General features: G+C 62.5%; 18 protein-coding genes and 2 tRNA genes. 6 read left to right on the top strand and 14 right to left on the bottom strand.

All coding sequences use genetic code 11. The features are described 5' to 3' along the window. The first annotated feature begins 268 nt into the window (after positions 1 to 268). From QMG46_RS09880 to QMG46_RS09865, 4 genes are all read left to right on the top strand, one after another. Positions 269 to 1,768: an aminotransferase class III-fold pyridoxal phosphate-dependent enzyme gene (locus tag QMG46_RS09880; protein WP_281852342.1), complete on the top strand. Its 1,500-nt coding sequence runs from the start codon at positions 269 to 271 to the stop codon at positions 1,766 to 1,768. A gap of 118 nt (positions 1,769 to 1,886) precedes the next feature. Continuing rightward, positions 1,887 to 2,219: a PsiF family protein gene (locus QMG46_RS09875; protein ID WP_281852341.1), complete on the top strand. Its 333-nt coding sequence runs from the start codon at positions 1,887 to 1,889 to the stop codon at positions 2,217 to 2,219. 111 nt (positions 2,220 to 2,330) lie between these two features. Further along, on the top strand, positions 2,331 to 2,972 hold the full coding sequence (upp, locus tag QMG46_RS09870) for a uracil phosphoribosyltransferase (protein ID WP_281852340.1): 642 nt from the start codon (positions 2,331 to 2,333) through the stop codon (positions 2,970 to 2,972). A 170-nt stretch (positions 2,973 to 3,142) separates the two neighbouring features. Beyond that, the gene (locus tag QMG46_RS09865) at positions 3,143 to 6,004 is read left to right on the top strand and encodes a lamin tail domain-containing protein (protein ID WP_281852339.1); all 2,862 of its coding nucleotides are present in this window, start codon (positions 3,143 to 3,145) and stop codon (positions 6,002 to 6,004) included. A 235-nt stretch (positions 6,005 to 6,239) separates the two neighbouring features. Here QMG46_RS09865 and pip read toward each other — a convergent pair whose 3' ends face one another. Next, positions 6,240 to 7,196, bottom strand: coding sequence for a prolyl aminopeptidase (gene pip, locus QMG46_RS09860; RefSeq protein ID WP_281852338.1), 957 nt, complete (start codon positions 7,194 to 7,196; stop codon positions 6,240 to 6,242). A 162-nt stretch (positions 7,197 to 7,358) separates the two neighbouring features. Here pip and QMG46_RS09855 point away from each other — a divergent pair, with 162 nt between their 5' ends. Next, positions 7,359 to 8,771 carry a sugar porter family MFS transporter gene (locus tag QMG46_RS09855; protein WP_281852337.1) on the top strand — a complete coding sequence of 471 codons (1,413 nt, stop codon included), beginning with the start codon at positions 7,359 to 7,361 and terminating at the stop codon, positions 8,769 to 8,771. A 2-nt stretch (positions 8,772 to 8,773) separates the two neighbouring features. Here the strand turns inward: QMG46_RS09855 and QMG46_RS09850 are convergent, their stop codons facing one another. Beyond that, positions 8,774 to 10,180: a D-2-hydroxyglutarate dehydrogenase gene (locus tag QMG46_RS09850; RefSeq protein ID WP_281852336.1), complete on the bottom strand. Its 1,407-nt coding sequence runs from the start codon at positions 10,178 to 10,180 to the stop codon at positions 8,774 to 8,776. Between the two features lie 104 nt (positions 10,181 to 10,284). Between QMG46_RS09850 and serA the strand changes: the two genes are divergently transcribed. Further along, entirely contained in the window at positions 10,285 to 11,517 is a 1,233-nt protein-coding gene (gene serA, locus QMG46_RS09845; RefSeq protein WP_281852335.1) for a phosphoglycerate dehydrogenase, read from the top strand. 63 nt (positions 11,518 to 11,580) lie between these two features. On the opposite strand, the gene QMG46_RS09840 is transcribed toward serA, so the two are convergent. The 12 genes from QMG46_RS09840 to uvrB all read right to left on the bottom strand — a co-directional run bounded on the left by QMG46_RS09840 (position 11,581) and on the right by uvrB (position 22,386). Continuing rightward, a tRNA-Pro gene (locus QMG46_RS09840) sits at positions 11,581 to 11,657 on the bottom strand. Between the two features lie 160 nt (positions 11,658 to 11,817). Continuing rightward, positions 11,818 to 12,174, bottom strand: a complete 357-nt coding sequence (locus tag QMG46_RS09835; RefSeq protein WP_281852334.1) for a MerR family transcriptional regulator — start codon at positions 12,172 to 12,174, stop codon at positions 11,818 to 11,820. Next, positions 12,155 to 12,454, bottom strand: a complete 300-nt coding sequence (gene ihfA, locus QMG46_RS09830; RefSeq protein ID WP_281852333.1) for an integration host factor subunit alpha — start codon at positions 12,452 to 12,454, stop codon at positions 12,155 to 12,157. Before ihfA ends, QMG46_RS09835 begins: the two co-directional genes overlap by 20 nt. A 1-nt stretch (position 12,455) precedes the next feature. After that, a complete protein-coding gene (gene pheT, locus QMG46_RS09825) occupies positions 12,456 to 14,834 on the bottom strand; it encodes a phenylalanine--tRNA ligase subunit beta (protein WP_281852332.1) in 2,379 nt (792 codons plus the stop codon). Between the two features lie 25 nt (positions 14,835 to 14,859). Further along, positions 14,860 to 15,855, bottom strand: a complete 996-nt coding sequence (gene pheS / locus QMG46_RS09820; protein WP_281852331.1) for a phenylalanine--tRNA ligase subunit alpha — start codon at positions 15,853 to 15,855, stop codon at positions 14,860 to 14,862. A gap of 105 nt (positions 15,856 to 15,960) precedes the next feature. Further along, entirely contained in the window at positions 15,961 to 16,320 is a 360-nt protein-coding gene (gene rplT, locus QMG46_RS09815; RefSeq protein WP_017463630.1) for a 50S ribosomal protein L20, read from the bottom strand. 15 nt (positions 16,321 to 16,335) lie between these two features. Beyond that, complete coding sequence (rpmI, locus tag QMG46_RS09810) at positions 16,336 to 16,533, bottom strand: 50S ribosomal protein L35 (RefSeq protein ID WP_019467379.1); 198 nt, start codon at positions 16,531 to 16,533, stop codon at positions 16,336 to 16,338. Between the two features lie 358 nt (positions 16,534 to 16,891). Beyond that, the gene (gene infC, locus QMG46_RS09805; protein WP_345781800.1) at positions 16,892 to 17,416 is read right to left on the bottom strand and encodes a translation initiation factor IF-3; all 525 of its coding nucleotides are present in this window, start codon (positions 17,414 to 17,416) and stop codon (positions 16,892 to 16,894) included. Between the two features lie 45 nt (positions 17,417 to 17,461). Further along, complete coding sequence (thrS, locus tag QMG46_RS09800) at positions 17,462 to 19,363, bottom strand: threonine--tRNA ligase (protein ID WP_281852327.1); 1,902 nt, start codon at positions 19,361 to 19,363, stop codon at positions 17,462 to 17,464. Between the two features lie 284 nt (positions 19,364 to 19,647). Further along, on the bottom strand, positions 19,648 to 20,067 hold the full coding sequence (locus QMG46_RS09795) for a CopD family protein (protein ID WP_281852326.1): 420 nt from the start codon (positions 20,065 to 20,067) through the stop codon (positions 19,648 to 19,650). A 64-nt stretch (positions 20,068 to 20,131) separates the two neighbouring features. Then, positions 20,132 to 20,206, bottom strand: a tRNA-Val gene (locus QMG46_RS09790). A 149-nt stretch (positions 20,207 to 20,355) separates the two neighbouring features. Continuing rightward, a complete protein-coding gene (gene uvrB / locus QMG46_RS09785) occupies positions 20,356 to 22,386 on the bottom strand; it encodes an excinuclease ABC subunit UvrB (RefSeq protein ID WP_281852324.1) in 2,031 nt (676 codons plus the stop codon). Positions 22,387 to 22,544: the final 158 nt, after the last annotated feature.

The raw sequence follows: 22,544 nt of genomic DNA, 5'->3' as shown, positions 1-22,544 counted from the left end.
AACGGCCTTTTCCGGCAGTCCTCAACGTCAGCGTACGGGCATGACAGCCGTCACCCGGGGGTTACGGGCGGCTTGGCGGCAGGTTATGCTGGGCATTCGTCGCATCTGTAACTTTTGATGCCGGCGCGCCTGCTCCGCTGGTTTTGTGCAAAAGCAGGCTACGGAAACCCCTGGAGAATCCCCGTCTTCGGCCTTCCGTCATGTATTCACAATACCCGTTTCGGCTCAACAGAAAGAAAGCAGCCGATGCGGATCGAGGAGAAACATCATGGGTGTGATCGATCAGTTGCGCGAAATGCGCGAATTCGGTGGCAAGCCGCGTACGTCCGGCCTGGACGACGCCACCATCGAGCGTTTTGCCAGCAGCCACCCGGCGCTGTCGCAGGCGATTGAAGAAGCGGTTGCGCGTCATCGCGATCTGCGTAACGACCTGTCCGATTTTCTCAAGCTCGACGAAGTCGAACAGCTGGAAACGGCGCAGGCGAGTTTCGTCAATTTCTACCCAGACGATGGCATCAACCCGTACGTTCCGGCCGCTGCGCGCGGCCCCTGGGTCGTCACGCTCAAGGGCGCGGTGATCCACGATAACGGCGGCTACGGCATGCTGGGCTTCGGCCATAACGACGAAGCGATTCGTGCAGCGATGAGCGCACCGCAGGTGATGGCGAACGTGATGACGCCGAACATCTCGCAGATGCGCTTTGCAAAGGCGATGGATCGCGAGCTGGGTCGCAACCGCGGCAGCAATCCGTACACGCGCTACCTGTGCCTCAACTCGGGTTCCGAGTCGGTGTCGCTTGCATGCCGCATCGCCGACGTCAACGCCAAGACCATGACGGATGTCGGCGGTCGCTACGCCGGCCGCACGATCAAGCGCCTGGCCGTGAAAGGTGCTTTCCACGGCCGCACCGAGCGGCCCGCGCTGTATTCGGACTCCACGCGCAAGACGTATATGCAGCATCTGGCGAGCTATCGCCACGAAGACACCCTGCTCACCGTCGCGCCTTACGACATTGCCCAGCTCGAAGCCGCCTTTGCCGATGCCGACCGCCATGGCTGGTTTATCGAGGCGATGTTCCTCGAACCGGTGATGGGCGAAGGCGATCCCGGCCGCGCCCTGACGCCCGAGTTCTACAAGGCGGCGCGTGCGCTGACCGAAGCACACGGGACGCTCCTGCTGGTCGATTCGATCCAGGCTGGCCTGCGTGCGCATGGCGTGCTGTCGATTACCGATTATCCGGGCTTCGAGCAGTTGCCCGCGCCCGATATGGAAACCTTCTCCAAGGCGCTGAACGCCGGTCAGTACCCGCTTTCGGTGCTGGCCGTGGGTGAACGCGCGGCGGGTCTGTATCGCAAGGGCATCTACGGCAACACCATGACCGGCAACCCGCGTGCGCTCGATGTGGCGTTGGCTACATTGAATCAGCTTACCGACGAAGTGCGCAGCAATATCCGCGAACGCGGCAAGGAATTCGTCGACAAGCTCAATGCACTCAAGAACGAGCTCGGCGGGTTGATCACCAAGGTCCAGGGCACCGGCCTGCTGTTCTCCTGCGAACTGGCGCCGGAGTTCAAATGCTATGGCGCGCAATCGATCGAGGAATACATGCGCGAACGCGGCATCGGCGTGATCCACGGTGGCGTCAATTCGCTGCGCTTCACCCCGCATTTCAACGTGACCGGCGCCGAGGTGGACCTGGTCGTAGGTGCAGTGCGTCACGCGCTGCTGCACGGGCCGCGGAAAATGAAAGAAGCCGATGCGGCCTGAGTGAGGAGTCCGGCGGTTTTGCCGCCGGACTTATGTCCCACCCCTTGTAGGCCCACCCCCACACAGGCATAGACTGTCCCGCCGGCGCCCGCCGGTACTCATAGGGAAGGTTTCCGCCATGTCGAAGCGTTTGAGTCTGATCGTTGCCAGCGCCGCACTGGTATTCGCAGTCGCCACTGTTCACGCCGCCGACACCAAGCCGTTGACTGCTCAGCAGCAAAAAATGAGCGACTGCAGCAAGCAAAACAAAGGCAAGAAGGGCGACGACTACAAGAACTCCGTCAAAGCCTGCCTCTCGGGAACGGCCACCCCTGCGCCAGCTCCGGCCAAACAAACCCAGCAAGAAAAAATGAAGAGCTGTAACGCCGAAGCCAAGACCAAGGCACCGACCGGCGATGCTCACAAGGCCTTTATGAGCAGCTGCCTCAAGGGTGCACCCGCAACGCCGTAAGCGGCCAGCGTGCACTCGAGCGGGGTGGCTGCGGCCTGGGCAGCGCCCCGCTTTTCTTTTGCTCAAGACTCAGCTGGGCGACAATGCCGGCCACTCTTGCCAGGGCCAGCCATGAAAATCGTCGAAGTACGCCACCCCCTGATTCAGCACAAGCTGGGCCTGATGCGCCGCGCGGGCATCAGCACCAAGGAATTTCGCGAGCTGGCCTCCGAAGTCGCCGCGTTGCTGACCTACGAAGCCACCAAGGACCTGGAAACGTTGAGCCAGGAGATCGAAGGCTGGGCCGGCCCCGTACAGGTGCAGCAGATCAAGGGCAAGAAGATCACCGTGGTGCCGATCCTTCGCGCTGGCCTGGGCATGCTGCCTGGCGTGCTCGACATGATCCCATCGGCCAAGGTCAGCGTGGTCGGCCTGCAGCGCGACGAGGAAACGCTCAAGCCGGTGACCTACTATGAAAAGCTCAGCGGCCGCATGGACGAACGCATCGCGCTGATCGTCGACCCCATGCTCGCCACAGCGGGCACCCTGGTCGCCACCGTGGACATGCTCAAGGCCGCTGGCTGCAAGCGCATCAAGGGACTCTTCCTGGTAGCGGCACCCGAAGGACTGGAGCGCATCGTGGCGGTCCATCCGGATATCGAGATCTACACCGCGTCGATCGACCAGCGCCTCAACGAACAGGGCTATATCCTGCCGGGGCTGGGCGATGCCGGAGACAAGATCTTCGGTACCAAGCAGCTTTCCGCAAGCTGAGAGTCGGCTCCCTGGGATGGCTTTCGGGTTTGGCCGCGAAGCCCCCCGCTAAAACGAGAAATGTTTCGCAAAGCTGTCGAAGACGCGAAATGTTTCGCAAACCTGTCGTAATAACTCGCTAGCCTCGCCCTGCTGGGTCCTCCTGTCTGGACCCTACTAGGGAGTAGTCAATGGAAGCAAAGCACGTACGGCGCGCCCTCGCGGCGGCGCTGATGGCAGTCGTGTCGGTGGCCTCCGCGCAGGCGGCCGATCTGAGTATCAGTCAATTTCGGGTGCGCGGCCCGTCCGGCGGTAACGACGAGTTCGTCGAGTTGTTCAACGCCGGCGCCACCGCCCAGGATGTATCCGGGTTCAAGCTAAATGGCTCCAACAATGCAGGCACCACGGGCACGCGCCTGACGCTGCCCAGCGGCACCTCGATCGCGCCGGGCTGCTACCTGCTGCTGACCAATGGCGCCAGCGGCGGCTATTCCGGCAGCGTCGCGGGTGACTTCAAATACAACACCGGCATCACCGACGACGGTGGCCTGGCCGTACTCGATGCCTCGGGCCAGATCGTCGACCAGGTGGGCCTGTCCACCGGCTCGGCCTACAAGGCCGGCACGCCGCTGACTTCGCTGGGCACGACCAATGCCGACAAGGGCTACGGCCGCACCACCAACGCCGCGGGCCTGCCGCAGAACACCGGCAACAACCAGGCGGATTTCGTGGTGGTCTCGCCCACCGTGCCGCACAACAGCGCCAGCGCCTGCGCACTTCTGGGCGAATCGCTGTCGATCGCCGACTCCAGCGCCACCGTGCATGGCGCGGCCAACGTCAACATGCCGTTCACCGTGACGCTGAGCCAGCCGGCACCGGCCGGCGGCGTAACCGTACAGGCGACCACCGTGGACGGCACGGCGACCGTCGCCAATGGCGACTACGATGCCCTCGACACCACGCTGAACTTCGCCGAAGGCCAGACCCAGGCCAGCTTCAACGTCGTCGTGCACGGCCGCACCACCGGCAGCGACAACAAGGCGTTCCAGGTCAAGCTCAGCCAGCCCAGCGGCAACCTCCCGCTGGCGCGCGATACCGCCACCGGCACCATCCGTTACGACATCCCGGTCGCCGCCGAAATCTGGCAGATCCAGGGGCGCAACCAGTTGTCGCCGCTCGCCGGCAAGTCGGTCATCACCACCGGCAACATCGTCACCGCGGTTGGCCCGGCCGGCTTCACCATGCAGACGCCGGACGCCCGCGCCGATGCCGATCCGCTGACCTCCAACGGCGTCTACGTGTTCACCACCAGCGCACCGACGGTGGCTGTCGGTGACGTGGTGAACGTGGATGCGTCGGTCGGCAACTTCTTCAACCTCACCGAGCTGGAGAACCCGACCGTCACCGTGACCGCGCATCGTGCACGGTTGCCGGCCCCGGTCGTGTTCGGCGCCAATACGCCCTCCTCCGATCCCAACAAGCTGTCCTGCGGCACGACCAACTTCCAGTGCTTTGTCGGCATGCGCGTGGTGATCGAGAACGGCATGATCAACACCGGCAACAAGCGTTTCAGCGATCAGCCTTTTGCGGAGGTCAGCATCACCGCCAACGGCAAGCGCTCGCTGCGCCTGCCGGGTGTGCGCTTTGGCACGCCGATTCCCGATGGCGTGGATCTGCCCAACTGGAGCGGCAACCCGGAAGTGTTCAAGATGAACACCGCCGACTTCGGTGCCGTGCCGGAGAATACGCCGTTTGTCGGCGGCAGCACGTTCCGCGCCGAAGGCATCATCTCGTACGACTTCGGTGCGTACACGTTTATTCCGACCTCGATCAAGATCACGCACACCGCGCCGATGCCCGGCCCGGTATCGCCGACGCCGCCGTATGCGCTGCGCATCGGTGCGTTCAATACCGAGCGCTTCTGCGACAGCACGTTCGATACCGTCTTTACCTGCAGCGGCGGCAGCACCGAGCCCACGCCGGATCAGGTCACGGTAAAGACGCAGCGTCTGTCCGCCTATATCGGTAGCGTGCTGAAACTGCCCGACGTGCTGTCGGTGGAAGAAGTCGAGACCTTGCCGATCCTGCAAGGCCTGGCCCAGCAGCTGGGTGACGACTACCACGTGAAGTACCAGGCGTATCTGCTCCCGGGTCACGACCCGAGCGGCATCAACGTCGGCTTCCTGGTGCGCAGCGATCGCGTACATGTGCTGTCGGTGCAACAGCTTGCCGCCGACGAAACCTGGAACGACAACGGCGCGACCGAGTTCGTGCACGACCACCCGCCGCTCCTGCTCACCGCCGACGCGCGCGGCATGCGCTTCCAGGTGATCTCGGTGCACGCCAAGGCGCGCCAGAATGTCGACGACGATACCGCCGCGGCAGTGCGCGACCGGCAGAAGCGTTTCCTGCAGGCCAGCTCGCTGGCTCGCCAGGTACAGCAACTGCAGACCACCGCGCCGTGGCAGCCCTTGTTGGTGGTAGGTGATTTCAACTCCTACCAGTTCAGCGATGGCTTCGTGGACGTGGTCGGCCTGGTCTCGGGCAAGTACAAGGACAGCGAGAACCAGCTCAAGCTCGGCAAGAACATCGTCAGCCCGACGCTATGGAACGCGGTGGACTCGGTGCCTGCCAACGACCGTTACTCGTATCTGTTTACCGAGAGCTTCGGCCCGATCCAGGGTTATACCGCCGCGGGCTCGGGCAATACGGGCCGCCAGGTGCCGACCGTGCAGGTGCTCGACAACGCGCTGCTCAATCGCGTTGCCAAGGCGCGCTTCCTGAAGATGCAGTACGGTCGCGCCGACCTGGATGCACCAGTACAGACCGAGGACGACGCCACCACCGCCACCGATATGACCAAGGCGATCGGCGTGTCCGATCACGATGGTTTTGTGGTCGATCTGTTCGCGCCGGGTCTGTTTGGCCAGGGCGGCCATGATGAGCACGGTGGGCATGACGGCCATGACGGCCACGGCGATCATGATGGTCACAACGACCATGGTGACGACCATGACCACGGTCACGACGACGGGCATGGCTGGGGCTACTGATCCGCTGGCACTGCGATGAAAAAGAAGGCCACGCTCTTGGGCGTGGCCTTTTTTTGTGCTGGGAGAGCCCCCCTCACCCCAACCCTCTCCCCCGGCAAAGCCAGGGGAGAGGGGGCTGAATTGAGGGAACCTCAATGTTTCGCACTTGCGCAACTTGGCTCCCTCTCTCCTGGCTTTGCCGGGGGAGAGGGTTGGGGTGAGGGGGGCAGGAGGCGATGCGAAGCGAGCCTACTGCTCAGCCGCGAAACCGATCCGTAGCCTCCAGCAACTCATGCGTAATACCCGGCTCAAACGCCGAATGTCCTGCATCCTGCACAATCCGAAGATCCGCCTCCGGCCACGCACGATGCAGGTCCCACGCACTACGCATCGGACATACCACGTCGTACCGCCCCTGCACGATCGTCGTCGGAATATGCCGGATACGATCGACGTTGCGCAGTAGCTGATCGTCGTGTTCGAAGAAACCGCCATGCACGAAGTAATGGCACTCGATCCGCGCAAACGCCAACGCGAATTCGTCTTCGCCGCTGGAAGCGATATGCGTGGTGTCCTGATACAGGAAGCTGGTCGCGCCTTCCCACACCGACCATGCGCGCGCGGCTTCGGTGCGGACGGTCGCATCAGTGCTGGTGAGGCGGCGATGGTAAGCACTCATCAAATCGCCGCGCTCGGCTTCCGGAATCACGCTGAGATAGGTTTCCCACGCATCCGGATACAGCGCATCGCAACCCTTCTGGTAGAACCATTCCAGTTCCCAGCGACGCAGCATGAAAATACCGCGCAGCACCAGCTCGGTAACTTTCTCCGGATGCGTCTGCGCATACGCCAGCGCCAGCGTCGATCCCCAGGAGCCGCCGAATACCTGCCAAGCCGACACGCCAAGATGTTCGCGCAGGCGCTCGATATCGGCGACCAGATCCCAGGTCGTATTGCCTTCCAGCTCTGCGTGCGGCGTCGAACGCCCGCAACCACGCTGGTCGAACAGAACGATGCGATAGATCTTCGGATCGAAGAAACGCCGGCACTTGCTGTTGGTGCCGCCACCCGGACCGCCGTGCAGAAACACCACCGGCTTGCCGTTCGGGTTGCCGCTCTGCTCGTAGTAGAGCGTATGCAACGCTGAGACCTTGAGCATGCCCTGATCAAAGGGCTCGATTTCGGGATACAAGCTACGGCGTTGCTGCGACATGAAAGCACTCCGGCTTAAGTGGCAAGGCTAGCCGCAAACCTTAACACGGCAGCGGCCGCAACGAGGGAAGGACATGCCTTTTACAAGCCATGCACGGATAGCTGTCTAGGCTCGCTTTTATCGCCGTCTCCGCCACGGCATGCGTATAAGGAAGGCCTGATCATGTCCTCCGTCTCCGGCGCGTCTCCCGTGGCGGCCGCGCCAGCCCACGGCGCCTCCAGCGTCTTTATCATTGGCCTGCTGGCCTCGCTGGCCGGCCTGATGTTCGGGCTTGATATCGGTGTCATTTCCGGTGCCCAGAGCTTTATCCAGAAAGATTTTCATATCAGCGATCACGCCCTGGAATGGGTCGTGAGTTCCATGATGCTCGGCGCAGCCGCAGGCGCGCTGGGATGCGGCTGGCTATCGTCATCCTTGGGCCGCAAGCGTTCGCTGATCCTCGGCGGCTTTCTATTCGTGATCGGCTCGCTGGGATGCGCACTGGCGCCGTCGCCATCCATCCTGATCATGGGGCGCATCGTGCTTGGCGTCGCCATTGGCATTGCCAGCTATACGGCGCCGCTCTACATCGCAGAGATTGCACCCGAAGCCATCCGGGGCCGCATGATTTCCACCTATCAGCTGATGATCACCAGCGGCATCCTCGTGGCGTTTCTCTCCGACACCGCCTTCAGTTACAGCGGCTCCTGGCGCTGGATGCTGGGCGTGATCGCGGTGCCCGGCATCTTGTTCCTGCTGGGCCTTTTCGTACTGCCTGACAGCCCACGCTGGTTGCTGATGCGGGGCGAAAAGAAGGAAGCCGCGAATGTACTGATGCGCCTGCGTGGCGGCGAGCGCGATCAGGTCGACAAGGAAATGGCCGATATCGAAGAACAATTGAAGCAGCCGCAGATGGGCTTCGCTCTGTTTCGCCAGAACGCCAACTTCCGTCGTTCGGTATGGCTTGGCGTATTGCTGCAGGCGATGCAGCAATTTACCGGCATGAACGTGGTGATGTACTACGCCCCGCGGATCTTCCAGGCCATGGGCTACGCGACCGAAGCGCAGATGTGGTTCACCGCACTCGTTGGCCTGATCAATGTGCTGGCCACGCTGATCGCCATGGCGGTGATCGATCATTGGGGCCGCAAGCCGACGCTTTATACCGGCTTTGCCGTCATGGCAATCGGCCTTGGCGTGGTCGGCACCATGATGATGGGTGGCGCACCGAGCTCGCACGGCATGCAGTTGTTTACCGTCATCATGCTGCTGGTCTTTATCGTCGGCTTTGCCATGTCGGCCGGCCCGTTGATCTGGACCTTATGCTCGGAGATTCAGCCACTGAAGGGCCGCGACTTCGGTATCGCCGCATCCACCTTCACCAACTGGATCACCAATATGATCGTCGGCCTCACCTTCCTGAGCCTGCTCAACGGGATCGGCACCGCGCAGACGTTCTGGCTCTACGGCGGGTTCAACGTGCTGTTCCTGTTGCTGACCTTCCTGCTCATCCCCGAGACCAAGGGCGTCACGCTGGAGCACATCGAAACGCGACTGATGGCCGGTGAAAAGTTGCGCGATATCGGTCGGCAGTAAACTCAGTCGAACAGCTTGCCCGGATTGAGAATGCCCCTGGGGTCGAACACGTGGCGAACCTGACGCATCAACGCGATCTCCGCTTCGCCACGGGTCGACTCCAGGTAAGGCTTCTTGACCAGCCCAATACCGTGTTCGGCCGAGATGCTGCCGCCATGGCGTCGCAAGGTGGCCGCGAGGAGCTTGGTGACGTGTTCGCATTGGGCGATGAAGGCGGCATCGTCGAGCGCAGCCGGCTTGAGCACATTGATGTGCAGGTTGCCATCGCCGATATGGCCGAACCACACCACTTCGATATCCGGGTACTCGTGCGACAGTAGCGTCTGCATCTCGTGCAGGAAGGCAGGCACGGCACCGATGCGTACCGAGATGTCGTTCTTGTAGGGACGATGCGGCGCCAGGCTTTCGGTAATGCCTTCGCGCAAACGCCACAATGCCGCGGCCTGCGCTTCGCTCTGCGCGATCACGCCGTCGACGATCCAACCCTGCTCCATGCCGTGTTCGAAGGCGGACAGTGCGACATCCATCGCCGTCGCGTCGACAGCGTCGAACTCGGTCACCACGTAATAGGGATAGTCGCCGTCGATTGCCCGCTGCGCGCCATGTGCCAGCACGTGCTTCTGCGCGATATCGGTAAAAAACTCGAACGCCTGCAACGAAAGACGCGCACGAAACAAGGCGAACACCTGCATCAGCGCATCCATGTCCGGCAGCGCCAGCAACATGGTCTGCGATGGCGGCGGCGGATCGGTCAGCTTGAGCGTCGCTTCCACCACGATGCCGAGCGTCCCTTCCGAGCCGATCAACAGATGACGGAAATCGTAGCCGCTGGAGTTCTTGATCAAACCGCGATTGAGTTCCAGCCACTCGCCCGCGCCGGAGACCGCCTTGAGCCCGGCAATCCACTCGCGCGTATTGCCGTAACGGATGACGCGAATGCCGCCCGCGTTGGTGGCGATATTGCCGCCGATCGAGCATGAACCGCGCGCGGCGAAATCCACCGGATAGATCAGGCCGTGCTCCCTTGCCGCATCATGTACCGCTTGCAGGGTAATACCCGGCTGCACGGTGAGCGTGCGGTCGACCGGATCGAAGCCGAGTACACGGTTCATCCGTTCCAGGCTCACTACCAATTCGCCCTGCGCCGCCACGGCGCCGCCGGAAAGCCCGGTACGCCCGCCCGAGGGCACGATGGCAATCTGCTGCCGGTTGGCCCAGCGCACGATGGCCTGCACCTCCTCGGCCGCAGCAGGCAGCGCGATGGCCAACGGGGCGGGCGTCCAGCGACGCGTCCAGTCGCGGCCGTAATGCTCCAGGTCGCCCGGTTCGGTCAGCAGGCGCAGCGCGGGACATTCGGCGGCCAGCTCGGCCAGGCGGGGATCGGTGAGGGGGGTGGCTTGTGTCGACATCCTCGCAGCCTGCCAGCGAGTGGCGCCGAGGTCCAGTGTTGCGCCGCCGCAAATGCAGCGACATCTGGCATAGTGGGCCGGCCCTTTTCTGTCATCTCCAGGTCATGAAGACATCCTTTCCCAAACAAGACATCAAGGTGCTGCTGCTCGAAGGCGTCAGCCGCAGCGCCGTGGAAAGCTTTCGCCAAGCCGGCTACAGCCAGATCGAGTATCACGAGAAATCACTGCCGGAAGACGAGCTGAAACGCCGTATCGCCGACGCGCATATCGTCGGCATCCGCTCCCGCACCCACCTGTCCGGCGATGTGCTGGCGCATGCCAAGCGACTGCTCGCCGTCGGCTGCTTCTGCATCGGCACCAACCAGGTCGACCTGGAAACGGCCAAGGTGCAGGGCGTACCGGTGTTCAACGCGCCGTACTCGAACACGCGCAGCGTCGCCGAGTTGGTCATCGCCGAAGCGATCATGCTCCTGCGCGGCATTCCGCAAAAGAACGCGCTATGCCATCGCGGTGGCTGGACCAAGTCCGCCGCCGGCAGCTTCGAAACCCGCGACAAGGTGCTCGGCATCGTCGGCTACGGCCACATCGGCACCCAGGTCGGCGTGCTGGCCGAAGGGCTGGGCATGCGGGTTATCTTCCACGACATCGAGTCGAAGCTGTCGCTGGGCAACGCGCGCGCTGCAGCAGGCCTGGACGATCTGCTCGAACGCGCCGACGTGATCACCCTGCACGTGCCGGAAACGCCGTCGACCAAGCTGATGATCGGCGCCACCGAACTGGCCAAGATGCGCAAGGGCGCGATGCTGATCAATGCCTCGCGCGGCACCGTCGTCGACATCGACGCCCTGGCCCACGCCCTGCGCAGCGAACACATAGCCGGCGCGGCGGTCGATGTATTCCCGGTCGAGCCCAAAGGTAATGACGACGCCTTCGTCTCGCCGCTGATCGGCATGGACAACGTGATCCTGACCCCGCACATCGGCGGCAGCACGCTGGAAGCACAGGACAATATCGGCATCGAGGTGGCTGCCAAGCTGGTGCGCTATAGCGATAACGGCTCGACCCTCTCAGCCGTCAATTTCCCCGAAGTCTCCCTGCCCGAACACCCGCGCAGCCGCCGCTTGTTACATATTCATCGCAACGTTCCGGGCGTTCTGTCGCGCATCAATGAAGTGTTCTCGGCCGGCAACATCAATATCGATGCCCAGTTCCTGCAAACCGATTCGCAGGTGGGTTATGTGGTGATCGATGTCTCGGCGGATGAAGCGCAGGCTGGCGAGCTGAAAGATCGCCTGGCGACGATTTCGGGGACGCTGCGCAGTCGAGTGCTGTACTGAGCCAGATTCGGAGCAAAAAAAAACGGCGCCAATGGCGCCGTTTTTCCTTATGTGCTGCCGAATTGGTCGGGGCGGCCGGATTCGAACCGACGACCCTTTGCCCCCCAGGCAAATGCGCTACCAGGCTGCGCTACGCCCCGACTTACGGCAAGTGATCGAGTTTAACAGCTGGCTTGGCAGCTGGGAAACCCTTAAAGCGTCGAAAATCTGTCGTGGAAGCGACTTCAGTCGCGACAAACCGTAACGTAACCGTGAGCCGCGATGGATATCGCTCCCACAGGAAAGCGGCGATCGGCTATATCAGCGACGCAGCAGCGTGAGAACTTCTTCCAGCTCCATGCGCACCTGGCGCACGATCTGGTGCGACATGCTCGCTTCCATCCGCGCCTGCGGGCCTTCCAGCCGGGCACGGGCGCCGGTGATGGTGAAGCCTTCGTCGTACAGCAGCGAACGGATCTGACGGATCATCAGCACGTCATGACGCTGGTAGTAGCGGCGATTGCCACGGCGCTTGACCGGGTTGAGCGCAGGAAATTCCTGCTCCCAGTAGCGCAGCACGTGGGGTTTCACTCCGCACAAGTCGCTCACCTCACCGATGGTGAAGTAGCGCTTGGCCGGGATGGCGGGCAGTTCGGTGTTATTCCCTTGGTCCAGCATAGCCCTCGACTCGCACCTTGAGTTTCTGCCCCGGACGGAACGTTACCACCCGACGGGCGGAGATCGGAATCTCTTCGCCGGTCTTCGGGTTGCGACCCGGCCGCTGGTTCTTCTGCCGGAGGTCGAAATTACCGAACCCGGACAGCTTCACCTGCTCGCCGCCTTCCAACGCCTCGCGGATAACCTCGAAATAGGCATCCACGAATTCTTTCGCCTCACGTTTGTTGAGGCCCACTTCGAGGAAAAGGCGCTCGGCCATCTCCGCCTTGGTCAGCGCCATGTCATCCTCGCAACTTTGCCTTGCATGCTTTCTCCAATGCAGACACCGCGTCCCCTACGCATTGGTCGGCATCAATGTCGGTAAGGGTGCGTGAAGCGTCCTGCAAAATCAAGCCCATAGCGAGACTCTTTCGGCCTGCCTCGACCCCCTTGCCGCTATAGCGGTCGAACAGGGTCAGGGATTTCAGACGCTCGCCCAGGCTGGTACGTACAGCGTGCTCGACCTGCGCCCAGCTGACCTCCTCCGGCAGATCCACCGCAATATCGCGACGCACCGAAGGGAAACGCGGCACCGGTGTGGCCGCAGGCAGGCGACGGGTCAGCAGCGGCTCCAGCGCCAGCTCCAGCACATGGACGTCCGGAGCCAGATCCAGCGCCTTGGCCAACTGGGGATGCACGGCCCCAAGATAACCGACGGTCGTACCGTCAAAGCTCACGCGTGCGGCCCGGCCCGGATGCAGCCAGCCCGGCAGGCCATCGGCGTGCACCGACCAGCGCTGCGGCTCGCCGCCCCAGGCGACGATGGCATCGAGCTCGCCCTTGAGATCGTAGAAGTCCAGCACACGGGCCGGCTCGCCCCACTGCTCGGCACGCGCCGAACCGCAGGCGACCATGGCCAGGGAGGGTGTCTCCAACGGCGGGTCGCCGGCCGCGAAGGTACGGCCCAGCTCGAACAGGCGTACCCGGTCCTGCTGACGCGCACGGTTGTGCGACAGCGCCTCGATCAGCGCCGGCAGCAGCGAGGGCCGCATGACCGCCAGGTCAGCCGACAAGGGATTGGCCAGCGGCACCAGGTTCTTGTCGAAACCCCAGCGACCAAGCAGGTCGGCGCCGACGAAGGCCAGGGTCACCGCCTCGAAGTAGCCACGCGCTGCCAACTGCTCACGCAGGGCCAGTTCGCCGATACGCGCTTCCGGGTCGATCGCCAGGGTCAGCGCGCCAGCCGGGGTATGCGTGGGGATGTTGTCGTAGCCGAAGATGCGCGCGACCTCTTCGATCAGATCCTCCTCGCGCTCGATATCGAAACGACTGCTCGGCGCGGTGACCTGCCAGCCTTCGCCGGCCGGCTCGATGCGCATGCCGAGCGCAGTGAAGATACGCAGCACTTCCGCATCGGCCACCTCGACGCCCAGCACGCGGCGCAAACGCGCACGACGCAAAGCAACCGTGGCGGGTTTGGGCAGATCGGCCAGGTTCTCGGCCACCGACACCGGACCGGCCTTGCCGCCGGCGATGGCGAGCAGCAGTTCGGTGGCGCGTTCCAGCGCACGGCGCGGCAGCTCGGGGTCGACACCACGCTCGAAGCGGTGCGAAGCATCGGTATGCATGCCGAGCTTGCGGGCACGCCCCATGATCGCGGCTGGCGCGAAATGCGCGGCCTCGAAAAAGATGCTGCGGGTGTCGTCGGTCACACGCGAGTCGTAACCGCCCATGACACCGGCCACGGCCAGCGCCTTCTTTTCGTCGGCAATCAGCACGAAGCTCGGATCGACCTTTGCCTCGCTGCCGTCGAGCAGTTTGACGATTTCGCCGGCACGCGCATGGCGCACCACGATGTCGCCGTCGAGCTTGTCGTTGTCAAATGCATGCAAGGGCTGGCCAAGTTCGAGCATCACATAGTTGGTGATGTCGACCACCGGGCTGATCGAACGCAGACCGGAACGGCGCAGGCGCTCGACCAGCCACAGCGGCGAACGCGCGGCCATGTCGATGCCCTCGATGACGCGACCGAGATAGCGCGGCGCATCGGCACCGGCTTCCAGGCGAATGCCGCGCGTGACTGTACCGGTCACCGGCGCGGTCTTTTGCTCGGGCACCTTCACTGCGCTGCCGAACAGCGCGGCAACATCGTGCGCAAGGCCAACCAGACCCAGGCAATCGGGGCGGTTCGGCGTCAGCTTCAATTCGAACGCAGCGTCCGGCAGGCCAAGGTAGTCGGCTAACGGCTTGCCTACAGGCGCATCGAGCGGCAGTTCCAGCAAGCCCGACGCATCGGCATCGATGCCCAGTTCCTTGGCCGAGCACAGCATGCCAAACGATTCCACGCCACGCAGCTTGGCCGCCTTGATCGCGATCCCGCCGGGCAGGTTCGCGCCGACGGTCGCCAGCGGCACCTTGATGCCGACGCGCGCGTTCGGCGCGCCACAAACGATCTGCAACAACTCGCCCTGCCCCGCATCGACCTTGCATACCTGCAACCGGTCGGCTTCGGGATGTTTTTCCGCCGCGACAATCTCGCCCACGACCACGCCGGACAATTGCTCGCCCAGCACGGTCAGCTCTTCGACTTCCAGGCCGGCCATGGTCAGGGCGTGCGCCAATGCGGCGCGGTCCGCCTTGATCTCGACCAGCTCGCGCAGCCAGTTTTCGGAGAATTTCATGTCTATCGATTCCTAGCGGCGAGCGTTAAGCGAACTGCTTGAGGAAGCGCAGGTCGTTCTCGAAGAACGCGCGCAGATCGGACACGCCATAACGCAGCATGGCGAAGCGCTCGACACCCAGGCCGAAGGCAAACCCGGTGTAACGCTCCGGATCGATACCGCAGTTCTTCAGCACGTTCGGATGCACCATGCCGCAGCCAAGCACTTCGAGCCAGCGCGTCGAGCCGTCCTCGGCATCCCAGCGGATATCCACCTCGGCCGACGGCTCGGTAAACGGGAAATAGCTCGGACGGAAACGCATCTCGAAATCGCGCTCGAAAAACGCGCGGATGAATTCGGCCAGCGTGCCTTTCAGATCGGCAAAGCTGGAGGTCTCGTCGACCAGCAGGCCTTCGATCTGGTGAAACATCGGCGAATGGGTCTGATCCGAATCGCTGCGATAGACCTTGCCCGGCGCGATGATACGGATCGGCGGCTGCCGTCCCTGCATCGAGCGGATCTGCACCGGCGAGGTATGCGTGCGCAACAGTCGGCCGTCACCGAAATAAAAGGTGTCGTGCATGGCGCGCGCCGGATGATGCGGCGGGAAGTTCAGCGCTTCGAAGTTGTGCCAGTCGTCTTCGATCTCCGGACCGTCGGCACGCTGGTAACCCAGGCGCGCAAAGATCGCGGCAATGCGCTCCAGCGCACGCGTGATCGGGTGAATACCGCCACGTTCGCCATCGCGACCCGGCAGCGAAATATCCAGGCGCTCGGAAGCCAGACGACGGTCGAGCTCGGCCTGTTCCAGCGTGGCCTTGCGCGCGGCCAGGGCATCGGCGAGCTTTTCCTTGACGCGATTGACCTCGGCGCCGCGGCTCTTTTTCTCTTCCGGCGGCAACGCGCCCAACGCTTTCAGGGCCGCGGTAACGATACCGCTCTTGCCCAGCAGCCCCACACGCAGCGCGTCGAGCGCCTCGAGCGATTCGGCCTTGTCGATTTCCGCCAGCGCCTGCGCGGCGCGGCTATCCAGATCGTCCATCGATGCGATCCCACAGGTGTCAGAAACGAAAACGGGGAGGAGGCGTTTGGCCTCCTCCCCGCTTGATTCACATCATATCGTCAGGCGCTTACACGCTTACGACGATCAAGCGGCCAGACTGGCCTTCGCCTTTTCTGCGATGGCGCCAAACGCCTTGATGTCGTGCACGGCGATATCGGCCAGCACCTTGCGGTCGACGGTGATACCGGCCTTGGCCAGACCGTTGATCAGGCGGCTGTACGACAGACCGAACTGACGCGCAGCAGCGTTGATACGAACGATCCACAGCGCGCGGAACTGACGCTTGCGCTGCTTGCGGCCGATGTAGGCGTACTGACCAGCCTTGATGACGGCCTGGTTGGCAACGCGGAAGACCTTGCGGCGGGCGTTGTAGTAGCCCTTGGCACGACCGATGATTTTCTTATGACGACGACGGGCGGTAACGCCACGCTTTACACGAGCCATGGTTTCCTCCTCGCCTTACAAGTACGGCAACATGCGTGCTACACCCTTGGTGTCGCAAGCTTTGACGTGGTTGGTAGCGCGCAGATTGCGCTTACGCTTGGTCGACTTCTTCGTCAGGATGTGTGACTTGAAGGCGTGACCGGCCTTGAACTTGCCGGATGCGGTCTTGCGAAAACGCTTCGCCGCCGCCCGGTTGGTCTTGATCTTGGGCATGGGAATGCTCCGTATTCAAAGTTTCTGACTGATCTGGCGGTGGCTTTGCGAGCCACTCTTTCCGTCCTGCCACAATCGGTTCACGGCCCTTCCATGTGGGCCGAACCGGCGATTGTACGGAGGTTTGCGGGGGATTACCAGGGGTTAGGCCGTCGACTCCCGCTCCCCCGGCTCTGCCGGGGGAGCGGGTTGGGATGAGGGGCTTTGATCTGGCGTGGCCGTAGACCGTCGCACCAGAGCCCCCCCCTCCCCCTTTGCCCTCTCCCCCGGCGAAGCCAGGGGAGAGGGGAACACGTGGGGCCGTGCGGGTTCGCACCGATAAGAAAACGGCGACCGCTGGGGTCGCCGTTCTTTATAACTACTTCTTCTTGGGCCCGATCATCATCACCATCTGGCGCCCTTCCAACCGCGGGAAGGACTCGATCTGTCCGTTCTCGCCGACGTCCTCCTGGATCTTCTTGGCCAGGTTCTGGCCGAGGTCCTGGTGGGACATTTCGCGGCCGCGGAAGCGGATGGTGACCTTGACCTTATCGCCCTCTTCCAGGAAGCGCAGCATATTGCGCAGCTTGATCTGGTAGTCGCCCACGTCCGTTACCGGGCGGAACTTCACTTCCTTGATCTCGACCTGCTTCTGCTTCTTCTTGGCAGCCTGGGCCTTCTTCTGGGCTTCGAACTTAAACTTGCCGTAGTCCATGATGCGGCAGACCGGCGGATCGCCGTTCGGCTGGATCTCCACGAGATCCATGCCCGCTTCCTCGGCGGCACGAAGCGCCTCGTCACGGGTGAGAATGCCCAGCTGCTCCATTTCCGGACCGATGACGCGCACGCGCGGCACGCGAATCTCATGGTTACGGCGGTTGCCCTTATTGTCGGTGGTAGCGATACCACTATCCTCCAGAGGAATGAAATTTCGTGACCCGGACGACGCTTAGCGCCGTCCTTCGGTCTCCAGGCGTTCGATAAAGGCGGCTAGCGGCATGCTGCCGAGATCCTCGCCCGAACGGGTACGCACAGAAACCGCCCCAGCTTCCTTCTCGCGATCACCGACCACAAGCAAGTAGGGGACTTTCTGCAACGTATGCTCTCGGATTTTATAGCCGACCTTCTCATTGCGCAAATCGGCGTGAACCCGGAAACCTTTACCGACAAGGGTTTGCGCCACTTCCCGGACATAATCGGCCTGGGCGTCGGTAATTGAGAACACCTGGGCCTGCACCGGAGCCAGCCATGCAGGCAGGTTCCCGGCATGGTGCTCGATCAGAATACCTATAAAACGCTCCATCGAGCCCACGATGGCCCGGTGCAGCATGACCGGGTGCTTGCGCTGGCTATGCTCGTCCACGTACTCGGCGCCCAGGCGCTCGGGCATCATGAAATCGACCTGCATGGTGCCGACCTGCCAGGCACGGCCGATCGAGTCCTTCATGTGGTACTCGATCTTGGGGCCATAGAAGGCACCCTCGCCCGGCAGTTCTTCCCAGCTCACGCCAGCGGTGCCCAGCGCGGCGCGCAGGGCGTCCTCGGCGCGATCCCAGACCTCATCGCTGCCGATGCGCTTGTCGGGGCGCAGGGCGATCTTCAGTGCAATGTCCTCGAAGCCGAAGTCGGCATAGACCTTCATCGCCTGGGCGTGGAAGGCCGTGACCTCCGATTCGATCTGTTCTTCCGTGCAGAAGATGTGACCGTCGTCCTGGGTGAAGGCGCGCACGCGCATGATGCCATGCAGCGCACCCGAGGGCTCGTTGCGATGACAGCCGCCGAATTCGCCGTAGCGGATCGGCAGGTCGCGGTAGCTGTGCAGGTTCGTGTTGTAGATCTGCACGTGACCGGGGCAGTTCATCGGCTTGAGCGCATAAGTGCGCTTTTCCGACTCGGTAAAGAACATGTTTTCCTTGTAGTTGTCCCAGTGACCGGACTTCTTCCACAGGCTCACGTCCATGATCTGCGGGCCGCGGACCTCTTGGTAGCCGCTGGCGCGGTACACGCCGCGCACGTACTGCTCCACCGCCTGCCAGATCGCCCAGCCGTTCGGATGCCAGAACACCATGCCCGGCGATTCTTCCTGCTGATGGAAGAGATCGAGCGCCTTGCCGATCTTGCGGTGGTCGCGCTTCTCGGCCTCTTCGAGCTGATGCAGGTACGCCTTCAGATCCTTATCACTGAGCCACGACGTACCGTAAATGCGCGTCAGCATCGCGTTGTTGGAATCGCCGCGCCAATAGGCGCCGGCCACCTTCATCAACTTGAAGGCGCGCAACTTGCCCGTATTGGGTACATGCGGGCCGCGGCACAGGTCGGTGAATTCGCCCTGCGTGTACAGCGAAAGCTCCTCGTTCGAGGGGATGCTCTCGATGATCTCGGCCTTGTAGTTTTCGCCCAGCCCGCGGAAGAACGCCACCGCCTCGTCGCGCGATTTCACGCTGCGCGTCACGGGGATTTGTTCCTTGACGATCTTCTCCATCTCCGCCTCGATCTTGACCAGATCGTCGGGCGTAAACGGGCGCTCGTAGGCAAAGTCGTAGTAGAAGCCGTTGTCGATCACCGGACCGATGGTCACCTGCGCGCCCGGGTACAGGCGCTGCACAGCCTGCGCCAGCAGATGCGCGGTGGAGTGGCGCAGGATGTCCAGCGCCTCGGGGCTCTTCTCGGTAACGATTTCCAGGCTGGCGTCGTGATCGATTGGGAAACTGGCGTCCACCAGCTTGCCGTCGACCTTGCCGGCCAGGGTTGCCTTGGCCAGGCCCGCGCCAATCGAGGCGGCGACGTCCTGCACGGAGACGGGGTGATCGAAGGGGCGTTTGCTGCCGTCGGGTAGCGTGATCTCAATCATCGGTATGACCTGATATGTAGCGCGATGGCCCTTTGTAAAGGGCGAGTCTTACAGTTTCTGGAAAGGCGGCGCCGCATGCGGAACGCACAAAACGCAGCCACAAAAAAAGGCGCCACGGCGCCCTTTGTCGTACACAAGGCGTGGCGGGCAAGCTCTTATTGGAAGTTGGTAGTTGCCATGTCGCACACTCGGCCGGCGCGTTGGCGCGGGCCACCCTTGGGTCCTGATGCTGAAAGTGATGAAAAGCTAGTTTAGCGCGGTTTTTCTGTCAATCCGGCGACGGGTCAAAATGGCTTGGCCAACACCAGGTAAATAATGACCAGCACCAACAGGATCGGCAGCTCGTTGAACCAGCGCAGCGACCGCGCCGTCGGCAGCGGGCCGCCGGCCGCGCTGCGCTTGAGCATGCGCCCGGTCCAGATGTAATAAATGAACAACACGACGACCAGGCCCAGCTTGGCGTGCAGCCAGCCTCCGGCGATGTGGAAGTACAGCCACAGCGTCAGGCCGAAGATAAAAGCCAGCCCGAACATCATGTGGCCGAACTTGTAGAGCCGGCGCCCCATCAACTCCAGCCGCGTCCTTACCGAGGGTTCCTGACCGGCCTCGGCCAGATTGACCAGGATGCGCGGCAGATAGAACACCGCAGCGACCCAGGACATCACGAACAGCACGTGCAAGCTCTTGACGATGAAATAAGCCATCGGACGCTCCCTCGGTGGAAACAAAAACGGCGCGAACCCTGGGGCCGCGCCGTTTCGTCGGTATTGGTGGGCGGTACAAGGATCGAACTTGTGACCCCTACCATGTCAAGGTAGTGCTCTACCGCTGAGCTAACCGCCCGTGAGCCGCGCAATATAGCAAAGGGATCTGGGGAGGTTCAAGCTTTTTGTAGGGGACGGTCGCGACTGAAGTCGCTCCTACAAGCTAGCTGGGCATGGCTAGCTTGTAGGAGCGGCTTTAGCCGCGGCAGGCCGTGACGTAACCGCGCCTCAACTGCCCCGCAGGGCATGCTCCCGCAACTTGCCGATCTTGTCGCGCAATCGCGCCGCATCCTCGAACTCCAGATTCTCGGCATGCTTGTACATCTGCGCCTCGAGCTTCTTGATCATGTTGGATGCCTCGCTGGAACTGAGCGCGGCGTACTCGGCGCTCTCTTCCGCCACGGCCATTCGCCCACGGCCCGACTTGCCACGCCCGCGGTTGCCAGCGCCTTCGCTGCGCGCACCCTCCATGATGTCGGCAATGCGCCGCACCACTGACTGCGGCGTGATGCCGTGCTCTTCGTTATACGCCACCTGCTTTTCGCGACGACGCGCGGTTTCGTCCATCGCCGCCTGCATCGAACGGGTGATGTTGTCGGCGTAGAGAATCGCCTTGCCACGTACATTGCGCGCCGCACGGCCGATGGTCTGAATCAACGAACCGGTCGAACGCAGAAAGCCTTCCTTGTCTGCGTCGAGAATCGCCACCAGCGACACCTCGGGCATGTCCAGGCCTTCGCGTAGCAGGTTGATGCCGACCAGTACGTCGAATTCGCCCAGGCGCAGGTCGCGGATGATTTCCACGCGCTCGACCGTCTCGATATCCGAGTGCAGATAACGCACCTTGACGTTGTGCTCGCCGAGGTACTCAGTGAGGTTTTCCGCCATGCGCTTGGTCAGCGTCGTGACCAGCACGCGATCGCCCATCGCCACGCGCTTGTGCACTTCGCTGAGCAAATCGTCGACCTGTGTGCGTACCGGCCGCACTTCGACTTCCGGATCAATCAGACCGGTGGGACGCACCACCAGTTCGACCACGGCATCGCCTGAATGCTGCAACTCGTAATCGCGCGGCGTCGCGGAGACGTAGATCGAACGCGGTGCGCGACGCTCCCATTCCTCGAAACGCAACGGGCGGTTATCCATCGCCGAAGGCAGGCGAAAGCCGAACTCCACCAGCGTCTCCTTGCGCGAACGGTCGCCCTTGTACATCGCACCCAACTGCGGAATGGTGACGTGCGACTCGTCCACCACCAGCAAGGCATCGGGAGGCAGGTAATCGAACAAGGTCGGCGGCGGCTCGCCCGGCGCGCGACGCGTCAGATGCCGCGAGTAGTTCTCGATGCCCTGGCAGTAACCGACCTCGGCCATCATCTCCACGTCGAAACGCGTGCGCTGATCCAGCCGCTGCGCCTCGACCAGCTTGTTGTCCTTGTAGAGCTGCTCCAGCCGATCCTTCAGTTCGACCTTGATCGTCTCGATCGCATTGAGCACGCTCTCTCGTGTGCTCGCGTAGTGCGTACGCGGATACACCGTGTAACGCGGCACCTTGCGAATCGTCTCGCCGGTCAGCGGATCGAACAGCGCCATGTTTTCCACTTCGCCATCGAACAATTCGATGCGCAACGCCTCGGTTTCCGATTCGGCCGGAAACACGTCGATCACCTCGCCGCGCACGCGATAGGTGCCGCGACGCAGTTCCATCTCGTTGCGGCTGTACTGCAATTCAGTCAACTGACGGATCAGTGCCCGCTGGTCGATGCGCTCGCCCTTGGCCAGGATCAGGCGCAGCGACAGATAATCTTCCGGATCACCGAGGCCATAGATTGCCGATACGGTCGCGACGATCAATGAGTCCTTACGCGACAACAGCGCCTTGGTCGCCGCCAAACGCATCTGCTCGATATGCTCGTTGATCGAGGCGTCCTTCTCGATAAACGTATCGGAGGCGACCACATAGGCTTCCGGCTGGTAGTAGTCGTAGTAGCTGACGAAGTACTCCACCGCATTGTGCGGAAAGAATTCCTTGAACTCGCCATATAGCTGCGCCGCCAGCGTCTTGTTCGGCGCCAGCACGATGGTCGGCCGCTGTACCTGCTCGATCATGTTGGCGATCGTGAAGGTCTTGCCCGAGCCGGTCACGCCCAGCAGCGTCTGCGCGGCCAGGCCGGCCTGGAAGCCTTCGACCAGGCGTTTGATCGCCTCCGGCTGATCGCCGGCGGGCTTATACGGGGAAACGAGCTGGAAACGGTCAGTCATGGCAGCCCATATGCGGTCGAGTGGGATGATTTTAAATTGACCCTACTGACAGGACCTGTCAGCAGAGGATGAAGGCACGCTCACGCCTGGACCGGCTGCCACCATGGTCCGCGCCACCTAGTATGCCCGCCTATGGCGAAGAAACGGGCATCCCGGCA

The organism is Dyella sp. GSA-30, from assembly GCF_027924605.1.
In the GTDB taxonomy this organism is placed as follows: domain Bacteria; phylum Pseudomonadota; class Gammaproteobacteria; order Xanthomonadales; family Rhodanobacteraceae; genus GSA-30.
This window is presented reverse-complemented; position numbering and strand designations above follow the sequence as displayed.

Coding starts and splice junctions, on each gene's coding strand:
- QMG46_RS09880 (WP_281852342.1), top strand. CDS start 269: ATGGGTGTGATCGATCAGTTGCGCGAAATGCGCGAATTCGGTGGCAAG.
- QMG46_RS09875 (WP_281852341.1), top strand. CDS start 1,887: ATGTCGAAGCGTTTGAGTCTGATCGTTGCCAGCGCCGCACTGGTATTC.
- upp (WP_281852340.1), top strand. CDS start 2,331: ATGAAAATCGTCGAAGTACGCCACCCCCTGATTCAGCACAAGCTGGGC.
- QMG46_RS09865 (WP_281852339.1), top strand. CDS start 3,143: ATGGAAGCAAAGCACGTACGGCGCGCCCTCGCGGCGGCGCTGATGGCA.
- pip (WP_281852338.1), bottom strand. CDS start 7,196: ATGTCGCAGCAACGCCGTAGCTTGTATCCCGAAATCGAGCCCTTTGAT.
- QMG46_RS09855 (WP_281852337.1), top strand. CDS start 7,359: ATGTCCTCCGTCTCCGGCGCGTCTCCCGTGGCGGCCGCGCCAGCCCAC.
- QMG46_RS09850 (WP_281852336.1), bottom strand. CDS start 10,180: ATGTCGACACAAGCCACCCCCCTCACCGATCCCCGCCTGGCCGAGCTG.
- serA (WP_281852335.1), top strand. CDS start 10,285: ATGAAGACATCCTTTCCCAAACAAGACATCAAGGTGCTGCTGCTCGAA.
- QMG46_RS09835 (WP_281852334.1), bottom strand. CDS start 12,174: ATGCTGGACCAAGGGAATAACACCGAACTGCCCGCCATCCCGGCCAAG.
- ihfA (WP_281852333.1), bottom strand. CDS start 12,454: ATGGCGCTGACCAAGGCGGAGATGGCCGAGCGCCTTTTCCTCGAAGTG.
- pheT (WP_281852332.1), bottom strand. CDS start 14,834: ATGAAATTCTCCGAAAACTGGCTGCGCGAGCTGGTCGAGATCAAGGCG.
- pheS (WP_281852331.1), bottom strand. CDS start 15,855: ATGGACGATCTGGATAGCCGCGCCGCGCAGGCGCTGGCGGAAATCGAC.
- rplT (WP_017463630.1), bottom strand. CDS start 16,320: ATGGCTCGTGTAAAGCGTGGCGTTACCGCCCGTCGTCGTCATAAGAAA.
- rpmI (WP_019467379.1), bottom strand. CDS start 16,533: ATGCCCAAGATCAAGACCAACCGGGCGGCGGCGAAGCGTTTTCGCAAG.
- thrS (WP_281852327.1), bottom strand. CDS start 19,363: ATGATTGAGATCACGCTACCCGACGGCAGCAAACGCCCCTTCGATCAC.
- QMG46_RS09795 (WP_281852326.1), bottom strand. CDS start 20,067: ATGGCTTATTTCATCGTCAAGAGCTTGCACGTGCTGTTCGTGATGTCC.
- uvrB (WP_281852324.1), bottom strand. CDS start 22,386: ATGACTGACCGTTTCCAGCTCGTTTCCCCGTATAAGCCCGCCGGCGAT.